The 16,827-nt window shown below is 67.8% G+C and carries 21 protein-coding genes; 5 read left to right on the forward strand and 16 right to left on the reverse strand.

Annotation, left to right across the window (positions count from 1 at the left end; translation table 11 throughout):
• Window positions 1-14: 14 nt before the first annotated feature.
• From QTI20_RS04640 to QTI20_RS04665, 6 genes are all read right to left on the reverse strand, one after another.
• Entirely contained in the window at window positions 15-341 is a 327-nt protein-coding gene (locus QTI20_RS04640; protein WP_286549799.1) for a chaperone modulator CbpM, read from the reverse strand.
• A gap of 5 nt (window positions 342-346) precedes the next feature.
• On the reverse strand, window positions 347-1,318 hold the full coding sequence (locus QTI20_RS04645) for a DnaJ C-terminal domain-containing protein (RefSeq protein WP_286549798.1): 972 nt from the start codon (window positions 1,316-1,318) through the stop codon (window positions 347-349).
• Window positions 1,319-1,338: 20 nt separating this feature from the next.
• Window positions 1,339-1,986: a histidine phosphatase family protein gene (locus QTI20_RS04650; protein ID WP_286549795.1), complete on the reverse strand. Its 648-nt coding sequence runs from the start codon at window positions 1,984-1,986 to the stop codon at window positions 1,339-1,341.
• Window positions 1,987-1,996: 10 nt separating this feature from the next.
• Window positions 1,997-2,584, reverse strand: a complete 588-nt coding sequence (locus tag QTI20_RS04655) for a glutathione S-transferase family protein (RefSeq protein ID WP_286549794.1) — start codon at window positions 2,582-2,584, stop codon at window positions 1,997-1,999.
• Window positions 2,585-2,597: 13 nt separating this feature from the next.
• Complete coding sequence (locus tag QTI20_RS04660) at window positions 2,598-3,215, reverse strand: CDP-alcohol phosphatidyltransferase family protein (protein WP_286549792.1); 618 nt, start codon at window positions 3,213-3,215, stop codon at window positions 2,598-2,600.
• 89 nt (window positions 3,216-3,304) lie between these two features.
• Window positions 3,305-4,681, reverse strand: coding sequence for a sensor domain-containing protein (locus tag QTI20_RS04665; RefSeq protein ID WP_286549788.1), 1,377 nt, complete (start codon window positions 4,679-4,681; stop codon window positions 3,305-3,307).
• A gap of 241 nt (window positions 4,682-4,922) precedes the next feature.
• Here QTI20_RS04665 and QTI20_RS04670 point away from each other — a divergent pair, with 241 nt between their 5' ends.
• Window positions 4,923-6,692, forward strand: coding sequence for an oleate hydratase (locus tag QTI20_RS04670; RefSeq protein WP_286549786.1), 1,770 nt, complete (start codon window positions 4,923-4,925; stop codon window positions 6,690-6,692).
• 15 nt (window positions 6,693-6,707) lie between these two features.
• Here QTI20_RS04670 and QTI20_RS04675 read toward each other — a convergent pair whose 3' ends face one another.
• From QTI20_RS04675 to QTI20_RS04685, 3 genes are all read right to left on the reverse strand, one after another.
• Window positions 6,708-7,322: a sugar O-acetyltransferase gene (locus tag QTI20_RS04675; protein WP_286549783.1), complete on the reverse strand. Its 615-nt coding sequence runs from the start codon at window positions 7,320-7,322 to the stop codon at window positions 6,708-6,710.
• Between the two features lie 81 nt (window positions 7,323-7,403).
• Window positions 7,404-8,210: a CPBP family intramembrane glutamic endopeptidase gene (locus QTI20_RS04680; RefSeq protein WP_286549781.1), complete on the reverse strand. Its 807-nt coding sequence runs from the start codon at window positions 8,208-8,210 to the stop codon at window positions 7,404-7,406.
• Window positions 8,211-8,360: 150 nt separating this feature from the next.
• Entirely contained in the window at window positions 8,361-9,323 is a 963-nt protein-coding gene (locus tag QTI20_RS04685; protein WP_286549780.1) for a LysR substrate-binding domain-containing protein, read from the reverse strand.
• Window positions 9,324-9,426: 103 nt separating this feature from the next.
• Here QTI20_RS04685 and QTI20_RS04690 point away from each other — a divergent pair, with 103 nt between their 5' ends.
• The 4 genes from QTI20_RS04690 to QTI20_RS04705 all read left to right on the forward strand — a co-directional run bounded on the left by QTI20_RS04690 (window position 9,427) and on the right by QTI20_RS04705 (window position 11,953).
• The gene (locus QTI20_RS04690; protein ID WP_286549778.1) at window positions 9,427-10,176 is read left to right on the forward strand and encodes a sulfite exporter TauE/SafE family protein; all 750 of its coding nucleotides are present in this window, start codon (window positions 9,427-9,429) and stop codon (window positions 10,174-10,176) included.
• A gap of 155 nt (window positions 10,177-10,331) precedes the next feature.
• A complete protein-coding gene (locus tag QTI20_RS04695) occupies window positions 10,332-10,745 on the forward strand; it encodes a GNAT family N-acetyltransferase (protein ID WP_286549776.1) in 414 nt (137 codons plus the stop codon).
• Window positions 10,746-11,005: 260 nt separating this feature from the next.
• Entirely contained in the window at window positions 11,006-11,302 is a 297-nt protein-coding gene (locus tag QTI20_RS04700; protein ID WP_286550990.1) for a GNAT family N-acetyltransferase, read from the forward strand.
• 90 nt (window positions 11,303-11,392) lie between these two features.
• Window positions 11,393-11,953 carry a dihydrofolate reductase family protein gene (locus QTI20_RS04705; RefSeq protein WP_286549774.1) on the forward strand — a complete coding sequence of 187 codons (561 nt, stop codon included), beginning with the start codon at window positions 11,393-11,395 and terminating at the stop codon, window positions 11,951-11,953.
• Between the two features lie 33 nt (window positions 11,954-11,986).
• Here QTI20_RS04705 and QTI20_RS04710 read toward each other — a convergent pair whose 3' ends face one another.
• The 7 genes from QTI20_RS04710 to QTI20_RS04740 all read right to left on the reverse strand — a co-directional run bounded on the left by QTI20_RS04710 (window position 11,987) and on the right by QTI20_RS04740 (window position 16,737).
• A complete protein-coding gene (locus tag QTI20_RS04710) occupies window positions 11,987-12,517 on the reverse strand; it encodes a hypothetical protein (protein ID WP_286549773.1) in 531 nt (176 codons plus the stop codon).
• A 221-nt stretch (window positions 12,518-12,738) separates the two neighbouring features.
• On the reverse strand, window positions 12,739-13,632 hold the full coding sequence (locus QTI20_RS04715; RefSeq protein WP_286549771.1) for a hypothetical protein: 894 nt from the start codon (window positions 13,630-13,632) through the stop codon (window positions 12,739-12,741).
• Between the two features lie 59 nt (window positions 13,633-13,691).
• Window positions 13,692-14,126, reverse strand: a complete 435-nt coding sequence (locus QTI20_RS04720) for a hypothetical protein (protein WP_286549770.1) — start codon at window positions 14,124-14,126, stop codon at window positions 13,692-13,694.
• Window positions 14,127-14,202: 76 nt separating this feature from the next.
• The gene (locus tag QTI20_RS04725) at window positions 14,203-14,631 is read right to left on the reverse strand and encodes a GNAT family N-acetyltransferase (protein ID WP_286549768.1); all 429 of its coding nucleotides are present in this window, start codon (window positions 14,629-14,631) and stop codon (window positions 14,203-14,205) included.
• A gap of 83 nt (window positions 14,632-14,714) precedes the next feature.
• Window positions 14,715-15,005, reverse strand: coding sequence for a DUF1330 domain-containing protein (locus tag QTI20_RS04730; protein ID WP_183027782.1), 291 nt, complete (start codon window positions 15,003-15,005; stop codon window positions 14,715-14,717).
• A gap of 155 nt (window positions 15,006-15,160) precedes the next feature.
• Window positions 15,161-15,742 (reverse strand): lipocalin family protein, encoded by a 582-nt coding sequence (locus QTI20_RS04735; RefSeq protein WP_286549766.1) that lies wholly within the window; start codon window positions 15,740-15,742, stop codon window positions 15,161-15,163.
• 86 nt (window positions 15,743-15,828) lie between these two features.
• Window positions 15,829-16,737: a LysR family transcriptional regulator gene (locus tag QTI20_RS04740; RefSeq protein WP_286549765.1), complete on the reverse strand. Its 909-nt coding sequence runs from the start codon at window positions 16,735-16,737 to the stop codon at window positions 15,829-15,831.
• Window positions 16,738-16,827 lie beyond the last annotated feature (90 nt).

The following is a 16,827-nucleotide window of genomic DNA, read 5'->3' on the forward strand; positions in this document are numbered from 1 at the left end:
GGCAGCGCGGGCGCTCAGGGCTCGATCCCGTGCGAGCGCAGCAGCGCCTTGGCGCGCCGCAGCTCGTGCTGCAGGTCGAGGATCAGCGCCGCCGCATCGAGGTCGACGCCGAAATCGCGCTCCAGCCGGCGCGCGGCCAGGGCCTGCTGCAGGTCGGCGCTCTGGAAATGCCAGTCGTCGGGCGGCAGTGCGCGCGAAGGCACCGAGACGATGCCGACCTCGACCAGCTGCACGACCCATTCGATGCCGGCGCCGCAGGCGTGCGCCAGTTCCCGCGCGGCCAGCGGATGGGCCGTGCTCAACGTGGTGGTGGTGGTGGTGGTGACGGAAACATGGGCCATGGTGCTCACACTCCCAGGTGGCGGCGCGGGTTGAAGCCGCTGCTGGCCGCGGCCAGCTGTTCGTAGGCCTGCCGGGCCGCGTCGCTGTCGGCCGGCGGCAGCGCGATCTCCAGCAGCAGGTAGAGGTCGCCGGGCGGCGTGCCCGCGAAGCCGCGGCCCTTGAGCCGCAGCTTGAGGCCGTTGCGCGCCTTGGCCGGCACGCCGAGTTCGACCGTGCCGCCGGTGGGCACGGGCACCTCGATCGAGGCGCCCAGCGCGGCCTCGCTGGGCGTCACCGGCAGCGTCATGTAGAGGTCGCGGCCCTCGATGCGGTAGCGCGCATGCGGCGCGATGCGCACCTCGAGATACAGGTCGCCGGCCGGCTCGCCGCCGTGGCCCGGCATGCCTTGCTTCGCGAGCCGGATGTACTGGCCCGGATGGACGCCGGCCGGGATCTTCACGCTCAGCGTGCGGGTCTTGAGCTCGGGCTGCCCGTCGGGGCCGGTCTCGATACCGCGCAGCGAGATCTCGCGCTCGGCGCCCTGCAGCGCTTCTTCCAGCGTGATCTCGATCGCGGCATGGTGGTCCTCACCGCGTGCGCGGTAGTTCTGCCGCGCCGCGCTGCGGCGCTCCGAGGCGCCGAACAGCGAGGAGAAGAACTCGCTGAACTCGGCCTGGTCGGCCGGGCCGTGGGCACCGGTCGGCGGGCCGCGGTGGAATTCGAAGCCTTCGTCCCAGCCGGGCGGCGGCTGGAAGTCGCCGCCGGGGCTGCCGCCGCGCGCGACCCGGTCGGCCAGCGTGTCGTAGGCCGCGCGCTTCTCCTTGTCGGCCAGCACGTCCTTGGCCTCGTTGATGTCGCGCATCCTGTGCTCGGCATCGGCTTCCTTGCTGACGTCGGGGTGGTACTTGCGCGCCAGCCGGCGGTAGGCCTTGCGCACCTCGTCGTCGGAGGCACCGCGCTCGACCCCGAGCACCTTGTAGTAGTCCTTGAAGTCCATGGCGGTGTCCGGCGAGGTGATCAGGCCAGGGCGGCGGCGTCGCCGGTGCGCGCCAGCAGGGGCTTGACCTGCCAGCGGCCGTCGACGCGCTCGAAGCGCAGCGGCTGCGCATTGCCCAGGATGGCCGGCTCGATCGCCACGCCCAGCAGCGCGGCCAGCACGTACAGCGTGCCACCGTGCGCCACCACCAGCACCGGGGCCGGCTGCGCCAGCGCATCGGCGAGCGAGAGGCGGTTGCGGTCCACGAACTGCGGCAGCGTCTCGCCGCCCTCGGGCGCGCAGGCCCAGTCGAGGTTCACCGAGGAGGTGCCGATCAGCGCGCCGAAATGGCGCTCGCGCAGGTCCTCGCGTGCCAGCGGCACGATGCGCAGGCTGGCGGCCACGGTGTGGGCGGTGTCGAAGGCGCGGCGCGCGTCGCTGCAGACGATGGTGCGGATCGGCTCGCCGGTCAGGCGCTCGGCGGCCAGCACGGCCTGCTGCCGGCCCAGTTCGCTCAACGGCTCGTCGACCGCCTGGAAGATGCGCGAGGCGTTGCGGCCGGTCTGGCCGTGGCGCAGGAAGTAGAAGTGGTCGCAGGCCGGCGAAATGGGCTCGGCGGCGGCCAGGCGGACCAGTTCGTCGAAGCCGGCGGGATGCTGCTGGGTGAAGTGCGCGGTGGTGGTGCTCATGGGGCTGGAGTCAGGAGGAGGAAGGCCGGCCGATCTTCATGGCGTGGGGGCGCGCCAGCAGCCGGTCGACGTAGACGTCGATCTTCGCACTGCCCGAGCGCCGGCCCATCATGCGCTGCCAGATGAACATCGCGCCCACCATCACATCGGCCGCGGTGAACTGCGCGCCGAACAGGTAGGGGCCTTCGCCGAGCTCGCGTTCGACCACGTCCCTGACGATCGCGAAGTCGTTCCAGCCGCGCGCGGGCGGCGTCTGCAGGTTCAGCAGGTCGTCGCCCATCGAGGGCTCGAGCTGCGCGGTGGCGTAGACCATCAGCGAAAGGAAGCGACCGCGCTCGGGCGTGCCCAGGGGCGGCGCGAGCCTGGTGTGCGGGTACTTCTCGGCGATGTAGAGCGCGATGGCCGGGTTCTCGAACACCCGCGCCTTGCCGTCGACCAGCGCCGGCAGCTTGCCCGCGGGGTTGATGGCGCGGAAGGCCGGCGTCTTGTGTTCCTTCTTCTGGAAGTCGATGGGCACGATCTCGTAGGCCACGCCGGCCTCGTCGAGCAGCCACTTGGCGATCAGCGCGCGGCTGTAAGGATTGAAATAGAGCTTCATCGCAGTCTCCTTTTCAGAGCTTGGGAATGCGCAGCGTCTTGCTCACCATCAGCGTGCCCGACAGCGCGAACAGCAGGACCAGCGGGTGCAGCTGCCACGGGCCCAGCACCCAGGCACCGCCCCAGACCGCATCGCCCACGCGGCCCTGCCATGCCGCCCAGGCGAGCACGCCCACCAGCACCACGCTGGTGGGAATGGGCGTGCCCTCGAAGTACTTGACCTTGTCGGCGCCCTCGGACAGCGCCTCGGCCGTGACGTTGTAGCGCGCGAGCCGGCTCACGCCGCAGCAGACGAAGTAGACCAGCACCAGGCAGTCCCAGCCGCCGTCCAGGCCGGCCGCGAAGGCCAGCGCGGCGGGCGCGACGCCGAAGGAGATCACGTCGGCCAGCGAATCGAGCTCGCGCCCGAGCGCCGAGTGGGTCTGGCGCCAGCGCGCGATGCGGCCGTCGAACACGTCGAAGACGAAGGCCGCGGGGGCCAGCGCCGCGGCCCAGAGGAAATGCGAGAGCGAGGGCTTGGCCATGTAGGCCATCGCGAGGAAGACCGCGCCGACGCCGCAGGCCGCATTGCCGAGCGTGAACACGTCGGCCAGGTGGAAGCCGCGGATCATGGAGAAGTGCTGGCGTGGCATGGGGCGGGGTCCTCGGAACGGGGTTCGGACCGCCGGTCGGCGGTCGCATCGCCGCACCTTAGCGCAATCGGCGCGCGCGCCTTGTAGGCTCAATCCGGCGTCTCGGCGCCGCTGCGCGTGAGCAGCGCGCGGTTGCCGCCCGACTTCTTGGCCGCGTACATCGCCTCGTCGGCGTAGCGGATCAGCTGCTTGTAGTCGTCGCCGTGCTCGGGGTACAGCGCGATGCCGATGCTGGGCGAGACCTGCAATTGGCGCGCGGCCAGCATGAAGGGCAGGCGCAGCACGCTCAGGATGCGGCCGGCCACGGCCATGGCCTGGCCCGCGGAATGGTCGTTGTCCAGCAGCACCAGGAACTCGTCGCCGCCGATGCGCCCGACGGTGTCGGCCGCGCCCACGCAATGGCGCAGCCGCAGGGCGGTCTCCTGCAGCAGCAGGTCGCCCACCGCGTGGCCGAAGCTGTCGTTGACCTGCTTGAACATGTCCAGGTCGAGGTAGAGCACCGCGAAGCGCGAGGCGCGCGTGCGGGCGCGCTGCAGCGCGGCCTCCATGCGGTCGTGCAGCAGTGCGCGGTTGGGCAGGTCGGTCAGCGGGTCGTGGCGCGCGATGTGCCGCAGCCAGGTGTCGCGGCGCTTGCGCTCGATCGCGGTCGCGACCTGGTCCGAGACGAACTGCAGCAGTTCCACGTCGGCGTCGGTGTAGCGCTCGTCGCCCGAGTAGCTCTGCACCACCAGCACGCCGAGCGTGCCTTGCTGGGTGCGCAGCGGCACGCCCAGCCAGTCGAGCGAGCCCTTGCCGACGTCGAGCTTCACGCGCGCCGGCAGCGGGGTCGGGATGTCGGAGCGCAGCAGCAGCGGCTGGCCGCTGCGGATCACCTCGGCACTCAGCGTGCCCGCGCTCAGCGTGAGCGGCGCGGGCGGCGTGTGGTGGGTGTCGACGTAGTAGGGGAAGGTGAGGGCGTCGGTGGCCTCGTCGTAGAGCGCGACGAAGAAGTTGAGCGCGGGCAGCAGGTCGCCCACGATCCGGTGCACGCGCTCGAACAGCGCCCCCAGGTCCTCGGCCGTGTGCGCGGCCTCGGACACCGCGTAGAGCGCGGCGCGCATCGATTCGGCGCGCCGGCGCTCGGTCACGTCGCGCGCCACGGCCACCCGCACCTGGTCGGCTTCCGACCAGCGGGCCGACCACATGATGTAGACCGCGCGCCCGTCCTTGCGCCGGTAGCGGTTCTCGAAGTGCGGGGCCTGGACGCCGGCGATGACCTTGTCCACGCCCTCGAGCGTCCGGGCGCGGTCTTCGGGCCAGACGAAGTCGATCATCGGCTGGCCGATCATCTCTTCGGCGGTGTAGCCGAAGATCCGCTCGCAGGCGGCGCTCAGGAAGACGAAGCGGCCCGAGGCGTCGACCACGCAGATGGCGTCGACCAGCAGGTCCATGACGGTGTGGAGGAAGGCGGCGCCGTGGCGGTTCATGGACAGGGTCGCGGAAAGGGCAGGGGAGCGGATGCAGCCGCAGGATGCACATGTCGTGCCAATGCAGGAGCGCATCATGCCGCACCCGCTGCCCGGCGGTCGCCGCCGCCTGTTTCCAGGACCCTTGCGCCAGATCAAGGGCGCTGCAGATCCGGACGCCGCGCGCCCTTAGCGCCCGAGAAGGCGCCTAAGATTCCTCCGCACCGCAACGGCCGCGCGCAGCGGCGAAGGACACACAGGCATGTACTACAGCAGTGGCAACTACGAGGCCTTCGCCCGGCCGCGCAAACCCGGCGGCGTGGAGAACAAGACCGCATGGTTCGTCGGTTCGGGCCTGGCGGCCCTGGCGGGCGCGGCCTTCCTGATCCGCGACGGCCACATGTCCGGAGACCGGATCACCATCCTCGAGCGGCTCGCGCTGCCCGGCGGCGCGCTCGACGGGCTCGAGGTGCCGGAGAAGGGCTTCGTGATCCGCGGCGGACGCGAGATGGAGAACCACTTCGAGTGCCTGTGGGACCTGTTCCGCTCGATTCCCTCGCTGGAGGTCGAAGGCGCGAGCGTGCTCGACGAGTTCTACTGGCTCGACAAGGACGACCCGAACTACTCCCTGCAGCGCGCCACGGTGAACCGGGGCGAGGACGCCCATACCGACGGCCTGTTCACGCTCAGCGAGCAGGCGCAGAAGGAGGTGGTGAAGCTCTTCCTGGCCACCCGCGAGGAGATGGAGAACAAGCGCATCCATGAAGTTCTGGGCCAGGACTTCCTCGCCAGCAACTTCTGGCTCTACTGGCGCACCATGTTCGCCTTCGAGGCATGGCATTCGGCGCTCGAGATGAAGCTGTACCTGCACCGCTTCATCCACCACATCGGCGGCCTGCCGGATTTTTCCGCGCTCAAGTTCACCAAATTCAACCAGTACGAATCGCTGGTGCTGCCGCTGGTCGCGTGGCTGCGGGAGAAGGGCGTGGTGTTCCAGTACGGCACCGAGGTCACCGACGTCGACTTCGACATCGCCGCCGGGCGCAAGCAGGCCACGCGCATCCACTGGACGAAGGACGGCGTCGCGGGCGGAGTCGACCTCGCGCCCGACGACCTGGTGTTCATGACCATCGGCTCGCTCACCGAGAACTCCGACAGCGGCGACCACCGCACGCCCGCCAAGCTCGACGAAGGCCCGGCGCCGGCCTGGGACCTGTGGCGCCGCATCGCCGCCAAGGACCGCGCCTTCGGCCGGCCCGACGTGTTCGGCGCGCACATCCCCGAAACCAAATGGGAGTCGGCCACCGTCACCACGCTCGATGCGCGGATTCCGCAGTACATCCGGAAGATCGCCAAGCGCGACCCGTTCAGCGGCAAGGTCGTGACCGGCGGCATCGTCAGCGCCCGGGACTCGGCCTGGCTGATGAGCTGGACCGTGAACCGGCAGCCGCACTTCAAGCGGCAGCCCAAGGACCAGATCGTGGTCTGGGTCTATGCGCTGTTCGTGGACACGCCCGGCGACCATGTGAAGAAGCCGATGCAGGACTGCACGGGCGAGGAGATCACCCAGGAATGGCTCTACCACCTGGGTGTGCCGGTCGAGGACATCGCCGAGCTGGCGGCGACCGGCGCCAAGACCGTGCCGGTGATGATGCCCTACATCACGGCCTTCTTCATGCCGCGCCAGGCCGGCGACCGGCCGGACGTGGTGCCCGAAGGGGCCGTCAACTTCGCCTTCATCGGCCAGTTCGCCGAGTCGAAACAGCGCGACTGCATCTTCACCACCGAGTACTCGGTGCGCACGCCGATGGAAGCCGTCTACACGCTGCTGGGCGTGGAGCGCGGCGTGCCGGAGGTGTTCAACTCGACCTACGACATCCGCACCCTGCTGGCCGCGACCGGCCGCCTGCGCGACGGCAAGGAGATCGAGATCCCGGGCCCGGCCTTCCTGCGCCACCTGCTGATGAAGAAGCTCGACAGCACCCAGGTCGGCGCGCTGCTGCGGGAGTTCAAGCTGGTGGCCGACGACTGAGGTCGGCCGGCGGCCTCAGGGCCTGTAGCCCGTGCGGTCCTGGTCCGTGATCGCACGCAGCACCCGGCAGGGCGCGCCCGCGGCGATCACGCCCGCGGGGATGTCGCTCGTGACCACGCTGCCCGAGCCGACGATCGAGCCCTCGCCGATCGTGACGCCGGGGTTGAGGTGCACCCCGGCGCCGATCCACACGCGGTGACCGATCCGCACCGGCTTGGCGCGGCAGCCGCCCGCCGCGCGCTCCGCCGGGTCGAGCGCGTGGTTGCTGGTGTAGATGCCCACGCGCGGCGCCAGCAGCACGTCGTCGCCGATGAAAATGCCGCCGCCGTCGAGCATCACGCAATCGAAGTTGGCGTAGAAGTTGTTGCCGATGTGGATGTTGCGTCCGAACTCGCAGCGGAAGGTGGGCTCGAAATGCACGCCGCGGCCGACCGATCCCAGAAGCTCAGCCAGCAGGGCTTCCCGCTCGGCGGCGGGGCGCGAGAAGGACTGGTTGTAGGCGTTGGTCAACAGCACGGCCTGCTGGCGCGCGGCGATCAGTTCCGCCGTCAGGTCGTTGTACATCCGTCCGCTCTGCATGTGGGCGAACTGCCGCTGCAGGTCGAGGGAAGGCGGGGTGGGACTGTGCATCCGCGGAATGCTCTCATGGCCGCGCTGGAGGCGGGACGGCCTTGGCCCCCCGCGAGGCAGGGAAAAGGGTGAGGCATCCCGTCAACCGGCCTTTCTCAGCCAGCGCGTGATGGCGACCCGATGGGCCGCGTCCTCGCGCCGCTCGCGGGCCAGCACCCGGACGACCACGACCACGGCGGCGATCCCGAGCAGCGGTGCCAGCAGGCCGCTGTAGGGCACATGGGCGGAGAACACCGACAGGTCCCACAGGGCATGCAGCAGCATGGCCGGGACCAGCGAGCCGGTGGTGCGGCGCGCGAGGTAGAACACCGAGCCCATGCCGAAGGCGATGAAAACCTGCACGATCGCCAGCGCGCCGATGCCGAAGAAGAGGTTGGGCAGGTGGAACAGCGCGAACATCGCGGTCGACAGCAGCCACACGCCGGTCTCGCCGAAGCGGCTGCGCAGCGCGACGATCAGCGTGCCGCGGTGGACCATCTCCTCGTTGAAGCCGACCATGAGGCAGCCGCCGACGAGGTAGAGCCACATCTCGGGCGTCACGCTGCGGTAGTCGCCGAACAGCATGTTCCCCACCGCCACCAGCGCCGCGAGGGCGGGCACGACCATGGCCCAGCGCGCCAGCCGGCGCCGCTCGGTCAACGCGGGGCGCCACCAGCCATAAGCCCAGACTGAGCCCAGCGCCACCACGAAGCCGGCGAGGGTCGGGGGCAGCAGCCAGGTGCGAAGGGTCTGGGCGCTCTCGCCGATGCGTGCGTAGTCGATGCCGACCCAAACGAAGGCGGCGTAGAACACGGCCGCGTAGGCGAGGCAGATCCCGACGCCGCGCCACACGGAGGGTGGCACGCGCAGGGCGGGGTGGATATCGGTCTTGTCGGTCTTGTCGGTCATTGGCGGTTCTTCGCGCGCCCGGATCGCCTGCAGGGGCCCCGTGCCCCTGGCGTCAGCGCGCCCGCACTGTAAACCAATACCGACTAATATCAACCATATTGGTAGATAAAATAAGAATCGGGTCGGACGTACCGGGGCCCGCGAAGCGCATCACCGTGTGCCGCACACCGCGCGCAACGCCTGCACGAACAACGCATCGGCTTCGCGCAGCGAGGCCTCCGCGCGCCGGAACAGCGTCACGGGCGGCAGCGTCCAGCCGAAGCGATGGCCGACCACGCCCACACCCGCCAGTCGGGCCAACTCCTCGGCGATGTCGGCCGGCACGATGGACACGGCCCGTTCGTTGGCCGCGATCAGTTCGCCGATCACCTTGGCCGACAGGCTCTCCACCATCGGCGCGGGCGGGGCCACGCCCGCGCGCAGGAAGAAGTCGGTGATCTGCTCGCGCATCGGCGTGTTGCGCTGGCCCAGCACCCAGTCCAGCTGCGCCAGCTCGGGCCAGGACAGCGGCTTGCGGCCCAGCCGCGTCGCCAGGCGCCGGTGCGCCACCAGCCGCGGCTCCTGCTCGTAGAGCACCTCGTGCACCAGGCCGTCCATGGCCAGCACGGCCGAGCTGCGGCCGATCACGCAGTCGAGTTCATGGCCGCGCAGCCGGGCCAGCAGGTGGTCGCTGGTGCCTTCGTGGATCGTCACCGTGATGCCCCGGTCCTGCGGCCGGGTGCGGCCGATGGCCTGGGCCAGCAGGCGACCCGGGATGAACGGGATCACGCCCACCTGCAGGTGCGCGGCGCGGCCGGCACGCGCGGCTTCCATGTCCCGCACCCAATGGCCCAGGTCCTGCAGCATGGCCTGGGCACGGCTCAGCGCCACCTCGCCCAGCGCCGTCGGCGCCATGCCGCGCGCCGAGCGCGTGAACAGCGGCGCGCCGAACATCGCCTCGAGTTCGGCCAGCGCGTGCGTCACGGCCGGCTGGCTGGTCGCCATGTGCTCGGCCACGCGCGTGAGCGAGCCGTGCTGCGCGATCAGGCGCAGCAGCTGCAGGTGGCGCATCTTGAGTCGCGAGGCGAGCCGCGCCTGGATGTCGTCGGAGGAGGAGGTCGTTGTCGAGGTCATGAGTAAATCATGATGCCTCGATACTCAACTCGAATGATCGGCTTATGCCCCCTGGCCACAATGCGGCATCGCCATCGCAAGACACACAGGAGCGGACAGGGGCATGGAGTCGATCTATTTCATCGTGGCACTGGGGGCGGTGGTCGCCGGTTTCGTGCAGGGCCTGTCGGGCTTCGCCTTCGGCCTGGTGGCCATGTCCTTCTGGGCCTGGGCACTGGAGCCGCGCCTGGCGGCCGTGCTGGCGGTGTTCGGCGCACTGACCGGCCAGGTCATCGCGGCGGTCTCGGTGCGGCGCGGCTTCGACGCGCAGCGGCTGCTGCCCTTCGTGCTGGGCGGCCTGGCGGGCGTGCCCGTGGGCGTGTGGCTGCTGCCGCGCCTGGACGTGGACGCGTTCAAGGCGGTGCTGGGCGGGCTGCTCATCGTCTGGTGCCCGGCCATGCTGCTGGCGAAGCGGCTGCCGCGCATCCGCTTCGGCGGCCGGCTGGCCGACGGCGCGGTGGGCATGGCAGGTGGCGTGATGGGCGGCATCGGCGGCTTCACCGGCACCTTGCCCACGCTGTGGTGCACGCTGCGCGGCTTCGACAAGGACGCCCAGCGCGCGGTGATCCAGAACTTCAATCTGTCGATGCTGGCCGTGACCATGGCGACCTACCTCGCCACCGGCATCGTCACGCGCGAGATGCTGCCGCTGTTCGCCATCGTGGCGTCGGCGATGCTGGTGCCCACGCTGCTGGGCGCCCGGCTCTATGTGGGCATCAGCGAAGCCCGCTTCCGGCAGGTGGTGCTGGGACTGCTGACGGTGTCGGGTGTCGTGCTGCTGGCCGCGGCCTTGCCGAGGCTGCTGATGCGGTAAGGACAGGGACGGTGGACGGAATGCGAAGCGCCTCATGTGCAGCCCTGCGCCTTCACGACGCCGCACCATGCCGCACCCCTGGCGTTCCAGGTCGGCCGCTACATCGGCCAGTCTTGGCATTCAATGCATGAGCTCGCGTCGAGTAGGCTCCGATGATGCGTTACCAGATTTCCTCCGACCGCACGGTCTCGTGGCAGGAGTTCGCTGAACTGATGGCGTCCGTGGGATGGGGCGACGGCTACGACGAAATGACGTTCGAGCGTTCCAATACTGCCTACCCACTGGTCGTGCATGCCCGTTCGGACGAAGGGCTGCTGCTCGGCTATGTCTCTGCTTTCAGCGATGGAGCGTTCACCACGATGCTCGGCGAACTGGTCGTTCGACCCGCCGCTCAAGGCGCAGGCATTGGACGCGCCCTCATGCGGGCCGTCGAGTCGGCGTACCCTGGCGTTCCGGTCTACGTGAAGGCCATGGGAGACGCCAAGAGATTCTTCGAGGCCTGTGGCTACCGCCGTCCGGCAAGGGAGATGACGGTCATGTTCAAGAAGCCACCTCCGATCTCGCGGTAGAGCAGTGATGGCCGGGTTCGGCCATCGGCGGACCCGTCGACACCGTCGTTCAATAGACTCGCGCCATCCATGAACATCAGGCAAGCGCATCCCTCCGACGCACCCATGATTGCCTCCGTGCTTCAGGAGGCAGCCGAGTGGCTCGCCGCCGACCGACGAGCGCGCTGGTCAGCGCTGAGATTGGCGGCGAACGGGTCCTGATGGACATGACCGAAGGGTTGTTCCACGGGGCCTGCCAGGGAGATCAATGGATCGGCGTCATGAAGTTTGAGTTGGAGGATGCCCACTTCTGGCCTGAAGTCCTGCCTGGCACCTCGGCCTTCCGACACAAACTGGCGGTGCGGAGGAACTGGGCGAAGAAAGGGGTTTCGACGGAACTGCTGTGGTACGCCCGCGTTCGGGCTCAACGTCTGGGACGAACTCACCTGCGGCTTGACTGCGTCGCGGAACGCCAGGGGTTGCGCAAACTCTACGAAGACGTTGGCGTTTCCCTGCACAGGGTCGTTCGGATAGGGACTTGCGCGTATGCCCGCTACGAGCTTCGGACGTCAACATAGCGACGGCAATCGGCCACGCCAAGTCGACCGAGCAGTTTCTCGTCGACAAGCGACTGGTCGGTGGACCGCCCCAACCCGCAGGAGACTCGCATGGGACTGCTCACCTTCAGCCTCAACCTCACGCTGGACGGCTGCGTCGACCACCAGGAGGGAATCGCCGACGACGAGACGCACGCCTTCTTCAGCCGCCTCATGGAGGAGCGTGGCGCGATGCTGTGGGGCCGCACCACCTACGAGATGATGGAGAGCCACTGGCCGGCGGTCGCCCGCGGTGATGTGGCGGCGCCGCCGACGGTGCGCGAATGGGCGCTCAAGCTGGAGGCCAAGCCGAAGTACGTCGTGTCGTCGACGCGAACGGACTTCCCCTGGACCCACAGCCACGCGATCGCCGGCGATGTGCGCACGGGCGTGCAACAGCTCAAGGACACGACCCCGGCCGGCGTGCTGCTCGGCAGCGCCAAGCTCGCGAGCGCGCTGGACCGGATGGACCTGATCGACGAGTACAGATTCCTCGTCCACCCCAGGATCGCCGGCCACGGCCCGACCCTGTACCAGGGCGGGCTGCCCGGCACGCGACGGCTGGCGCTGGTCTCGGCGAAGCCGCTGCGCAACGGCGCGGTCGCGATGCATTACCGGCGCGCGCGTGACTGACCATCGGTTGCAGCGGACGGTTCGTTCAGGGTTCTATTTGGACTCTGGACCGAGAACAGGACGCCACCTGAAATTTCGACTGCAGACATACCCCCAGTGATGCTTGATATCTGCCACCTGCCGTTCAAGGCTCGTTGCGCCATTGCTCCCAGGAAGAGGCAGCGAGAAAACATAGCGGATGGCAGCGGCTGCGAGCGTTTCTTTCTCGCTCGTCCAGCCCTGCTCCTCTTTCTCCTTGAGAAGCGTTGCGTAGGCAGTTGACTGCGTATTGACATTCAACTCCCTTGCTCGCCACAGATACCATCGCCCGATTCCAGCTGCTTGCTTGGCGCACAAGGCCCCGACTCCGTTCTCATCAAGCCCGCCGAAAAAATGAGCAGCCTGAGGATTCGCGGCCCGCATATCCAAGATCATCTGGTAGTCAGCAGGCGTCTCTTTTGGCGGGATGAAAGCAACGTCGGCATAGGAATTCGAGCACGCCGTCAATGCCACGAGAAGAATCGGCACGCCGCACGCCCTGAAGGACAGATGTGAAGAAAAACTTTTCAAGAAGATGCCATCCATCGTGACTTGCCAGGTGTTCGAGAAGGCACGATTTCTTGTCTCATGCCCTCGAGTCATTGTTCGCCTCTCCCTCGGGTTCTTTCGCAGACGGGTGATGCCACGCCTGCGGAGGATCGGGTGCCTCGACTCCAAGATGCTTCCTTGCATCCGAACGGGGTGCCCCCGCGAGTCTTCCCATCGGGCCATCGGCGCATGCGCTGACTGGAATGAAGCTCGGACAGTCATTGGTCATTGTCCCTTGGATATCGACCATTGACGGTGATGGTCTGAATGCAGTCCGCGTCAAGAACATGTCCGGCGCTGTCCTGAACGATGTTCACGTCAATGCCGTAGCCTGACCCGCCATATCGGCCGGTACGGCTCCACGCAAACATGCCCCAGACATAGGCCGGCGGCCAGGAGCGGACATTGACATGGGGAGAGGTGTCGTGATTGCTGAAGCTCCAACCGGTGTAGATCGCGAACTCATAGGGGTTCAAACAGAACCCGCTCTGCTTGGGGCCGATCTCCAAACGCAATATTTGAAATCTCTCTCCGCGAGGTGATTCGTCCTTTCCAATCGAATAGAACGCTCTGAAGACCTCCCATGTCCCGGCATTGGCATAGCGCATCCCGCTGACCTCATACCGTTTGCTGAGATACAGACGCTCCACCTCGTTCAAAGGCCGTTCCGTCAGCATGATTCCCATTCTTCGCTGAACTTCCTGGACATTCGGCGCCGGATCCTCCGGGTTCTTTGGGAAGAGCGTGATCAGACGATCGATCATCTGCCTGAACTCGGGCGGCCATGTGTTGGCGATGGCAGGATCGCGCATCGGCAAGGGCGTGCCCACCGGTTGGGGTACCGGCCGACTGGGCAGGATGGGCGGCGCCGACGCAACCGTGCTCGCGTTTGTGGGCAAACGAGGAAGTCCCGGTGCTACCGCCGGGGCTTCGATTTTTCTCTCTGAGTTTGGGGCGGCGGTGCATCCGGCCAACGCGATCATGGCCCCCGCCCAGATGACAAGACGTCGAATTGCGAGCGTTCGGTCCATATCGATCGTTGTTGTGTCCGGCGGCAACTGGAGCTCCGATGCGCCCACGGCCTGTTGCAAGGGGTAGTTGGAGACGGTCAAGGCGTTCAGAACGCCATCATGGAGGCCGCTTGTCCCGGGTGGAACGTCCAACGCGCGGATCAGTGCTGAAGTATTGCGACGTGCGCAAGTCCTCCCGCCGGGTCGAAGTACACATGCAGTCCGTCGAAATCGATGCGAAAGCCGCTGCACATGCCAAGCGTGTAGTGGATCTCGCCCGGCTTCTCGCCATCAGGCTGGCCGAGAACGCGAACAACGTCTTCCCGCCTGAGCCCGGGTCGAAGAATCTGCTCCTTGATGTGCATTGCCATGCCGCCTCGATAGCAGTCGGCGTCGGATGCGTTCGTCTGTTTCGCGGACCACGCGGTCGAATCGAATCTCGAGGTTGCAAAGACCCCGCCGTGAAAGAGCCAGTAGAGCCAGCCCGCACAGCCAAAGAGGATCGCCACGGAACCCAGCGCGAGCCACTGGATCGCGCGAAGAAAATGGTTCCTGGGAGGTCGTTGATTCATGAACTCAGCATGCCAGAGCTTCATGTCAATCGTTGATTGAACTGTGCCGGCGAATGAGCGGTCTTGGCTGCGGCGGCCGAATCAAGACAGTGACGCGCGTTCAGCGCGCCAGCGATTTCTTCATGGAGGCAAGGTAGAAACCCGACGCATAGTCGTCGACGCGCGCGTACTCCTCGTAGCCGTGCCGCCGGTAGAACGCGGGCGCTTGCCACTCGAAGGTGTCGAGCTTCGCGTTCCTGGCGCCCCATGCGATGGCTTGCCGCTCGGCTTCGGCGAGCAGGCGGCTGCCCAGGCCCGCGCCACGCGCATCGGCCTCGACAAACAGCACGTCGATGCTGAGCCAGTAGAGAAACACGAAGCCTCGCAGTCCACCCACCAATCGGCCGTTGGCGTCTCTGGCATTGAGCCGGATGTACTGCTGCTCGGGATACTCGCCGACGAAGTCATGGTTGTAGTGGCGCAGTCTGCGGCCGAGCTCGCCGGAGCGGACTTCTTCGGCGGTGGCGGCGGCGATGCGTAAGTTTTCCATTCGGGAGCCAGCGTAGAGGAGCGAGGCGTGGAGGTCGGCTTTGGGCCGCATTTCGCGCCCGCGCACCCCTCACCCGGCCCGCCTCACACCCCTTCGACGATCCGCAGGTCCCGCTCGGCACCGTCGCCCAGCGCATCGAGCGCGGCCTGGTAGGCCGCACTGTCATGAACCGATTTCGCCTGCGCGACGCTGTCGAATTCGATCAGCACCGTGCGCTGCGCCAGGCCGAATTCGTAGACCTCGGCCGGCAGTCCCCGGGCCAGGAAGCGTCCGCCGCCGGCGGTGATGGCCGGGCCGGCCAGCGCTGCATAGGCTGCGAGTTTGTCGGCGTCCTTGACCGCACGGTACGCACTGACCCAGTAGGCTTTTGCCATGGTGATCTCTCTTCAAATGTTGGAAAAAACAGAAGGCCGCATCGGCGCGATGGCAGTCGGCGACGCGCTCGCGGCGCGGCTTCCGGCCGGATCTTGCCAGAGCTGGAAAAAGAGGGATCCCGGCCCGCCGCGCAGCTGTCGGCGACAAGGGATTTCTAGGGCGTGCCCGTCGGCTCCGGCCACCGCTGCGGTACGCGACGCAGCTTGTCGGTGCTGTAGCCCAGCGCCACCAGCCGCGCCACCGCCGCCTGGTAGCGCGGCTCGGGAATGGTGGGCGTGCGCGCCATGATCCAGGCGTAGTCGCGGTCGCTGCGGCCGACGATGGTGAGCTGGTAGTCGGGGTCGATGTCGACGATCACGTACTCGGCCTTGATCGGCCAGATGAACTGCATGCCCCACACTGCATTGCCGGTGCCCGGCACCACCGTGCCTTCGGGATGCATCGTCTTCACTTCGCCGTCGAAGGCGCCCTCGCGGTAGCGGAAGCGCGTCGCGATCCGGCCGTCGGGCTGCAGCGTGTACGACTCCACCGCGTTGAAGGCATCGCGTTCGGGACGGGTCGGGATGTTGCCGATCACGTACCAGTCGCCCATGAAGCGCTGCAGGTCCACCTGCGCGACCGGCGGGATCGTCGACCTGGACGAGGTGGCGCAGCCCGCGACGACCAGTGCGGCGGCCAGCGCCACGGCGATCAGGACGGGTGGGCGGGTGAGGGTCTGGCGCAGGCTTCGGGTCATGGCGGGCTCCTGGAATGCTGCGCAAGCTACCGGAGCCGCGGCGTCCGCGACGTCGGACGATGCCGCCAGAGCGAGGGTCGCCGCCGCTACTTCAGCGCGCCGAAGCGCTCGGCATAGATCGCCGTCACCCAGTCGATGAACACCCGCACCCGCGGCGAGAGCTGGCGGTGGTGCGGGTACAGCACCGAATGGACCATGGGCGGGCAGGGCGTGTGGGCCAGGATCTCGACCAGCGTGCCTTCGCGCAGCTGCCGCTCGATGCCGTAGCGCGGCACCTGGATGATCCCGCAGCCCTGCTCGGCGCAGAGCTTGTAGCTGTCGGCGCTGTTGACGCTGATCCAGCCCTGCAGCGTGTGCTCTTCCACCTTGCCGTCGACTTCGAACAGGTAGGGAAAGACGTCGGGCCGCGCGGCGGAGAAGAAGTTCACGCCCAGGTGCCCCGCCAGGTCGGCGGGCTGCAGCGGCGTGCCATGGGCCGCGAGGTAGGCCGGGCTGGCGCAGGTCACCTGCGGCACCAGCGCGAGCCGGCGCGTGACCAGCGAGGAATCGCGCGGCTCGCCGCCGCGCACCACGCAGTCCACACCTTCGCGCACCAGGTCCACCAGCCGGTCGCCGCTGCCCATCACCATCTCGATGTGCGGATAGCGTGCATGGAACTCGCCGATGCGCGGCAGCAGCAGGTCGTTCGCGGCGGCGCCGTGGATGTCGATGCGCAGCCGCCCGCGCGGGTTGACCGCCAGCTGCGCCAGCGAGGATTCGGCGTCCTCCAGGTCGCGCAGCAGATGGCGGCAGCGCTCGTAGAAGGCCTGGCCGTCGACCGTGGTGCGCACCTGCCGCGTGGTGCGTTCGAGCAGCCGCACCTGCAGCCGGGCCTCCAACGCCTTGAGCGCGTGGGTGGCGGTGGCGCGCGGGATGTCGAGGGAATTGGCCGCCTGCGTGAAGCTGCCGAGCTCGACGATGCGGGTGAAAAGTTGCATGGCATCGAAGCGGTCCATGGCGTCCTTTTCAAGCTAATTGTTGAGGTGGGTTGGATTGTATTGGCGAGTTTTGGGCCTTTATCCGACCGGAGCGAATAGAGAGACTCG

Source organism: Variovorax sp. J2P1-31 (assembly GCF_030317215.1).
Classification (GTDB): domain Bacteria; phylum Pseudomonadota; class Gammaproteobacteria; order Burkholderiales; family Burkholderiaceae_C; genus Variovorax.

Excerpts from the sequence above, each read along its gene's own strand:
- QTI20_RS04640 (WP_286549799.1), bottom strand. The coding sequence starts at position 341 with ATGGCCCATGTTTCCGTCACCACCACCACCACCACCACGTTGAGCACG.
- QTI20_RS04670 (WP_286549786.1), top strand. The coding sequence starts at position 4,923 with ATGTACTACAGCAGTGGCAACTACGAGGCCTTCGCCCGGCCGCGCAAA.
- QTI20_RS04645 (WP_286549798.1), bottom strand. The coding sequence starts at position 1,318 with ATGGACTTCAAGGACTACTACAAGGTGCTCGGGGTCGAGCGCGGTGCC.
- QTI20_RS04740 (WP_286549765.1), bottom strand. The coding sequence starts at position 16,737 with ATGGACCGCTTCGATGCCATGCAACTTTTCACCCGCATCGTCGAGCTC.
- QTI20_RS04690 (WP_286549778.1), top strand. The coding sequence starts at position 9,427 with ATGGAGTCGATCTATTTCATCGTGGCACTGGGGGCGGTGGTCGCCGGT.
- QTI20_RS04710 (WP_286549773.1), bottom strand. The coding sequence starts at position 12,517 with ATGGATGGCATCTTCTTGAAAAGTTTTTCTTCACATCTGTCCTTCAGG.
- QTI20_RS04685 (WP_286549780.1), bottom strand. The coding sequence starts at position 9,323 with ATGACCTCGACAACGACCTCCTCCTCCGACGACATCCAGGCGCGGCTC.
- QTI20_RS04720 (WP_286549770.1), bottom strand. The coding sequence starts at position 14,126 with ATGAAGCTCTGGCATGCTGAGTTCATGAATCAACGACCTCCCAGGAAC.
- QTI20_RS04680 (WP_286549781.1), bottom strand. The coding sequence starts at position 8,210 with ATGACCGACAAGACCGACAAGACCGATATCCACCCCGCCCTGCGCGTG.
- QTI20_RS04675 (WP_286549783.1), bottom strand. The coding sequence starts at position 7,322 with ATGCACAGTCCCACCCCGCCTTCCCTCGACCTGCAGCGGCAGTTCGCC.
- QTI20_RS04650 (WP_286549795.1), bottom strand. The coding sequence starts at position 1,986 with ATGAGCACCACCACCGCGCACTTCACCCAGCAGCATCCCGCCGGCTTC.
- QTI20_RS04705 (WP_286549774.1), top strand. The coding sequence starts at position 11,393 with ATGGGACTGCTCACCTTCAGCCTCAACCTCACGCTGGACGGCTGCGTC.
- QTI20_RS04730 (WP_183027782.1), bottom strand. The coding sequence starts at position 15,005 with ATGGCAAAAGCCTACTGGGTCAGTGCGTACCGTGCGGTCAAGGACGCC.
- QTI20_RS04695 (WP_286549776.1), top strand. The coding sequence starts at position 10,332 with ATGCGTTACCAGATTTCCTCCGACCGCACGGTCTCGTGGCAGGAGTTC.
- QTI20_RS04725 (WP_286549768.1), bottom strand. The coding sequence starts at position 14,631 with ATGGAAAACTTACGCATCGCCGCCGCCACCGCCGAAGAAGTCCGCTCC.
- QTI20_RS04655 (WP_286549794.1), bottom strand. The coding sequence starts at position 2,584 with ATGAAGCTCTATTTCAATCCTTACAGCCGCGCGCTGATCGCCAAGTGG.
- QTI20_RS04665 (WP_286549788.1), bottom strand. The coding sequence starts at position 4,681 with ATGAACCGCCACGGCGCCGCCTTCCTCCACACCGTCATGGACCTGCTG.
- QTI20_RS04660 (WP_286549792.1), bottom strand. The coding sequence starts at position 3,215 with ATGCCACGCCAGCACTTCTCCATGATCCGCGGCTTCCACCTGGCCGAC.
- QTI20_RS04700 (WP_286550990.1), top strand. The coding sequence starts at position 11,006 with ATGAAGTTTGAGTTGGAGGATGCCCACTTCTGGCCTGAAGTCCTGCCT.
- QTI20_RS04735 (WP_286549766.1), bottom strand. The coding sequence starts at position 15,742 with ATGACCCGAAGCCTGCGCCAGACCCTCACCCGCCCACCCGTCCTGATC.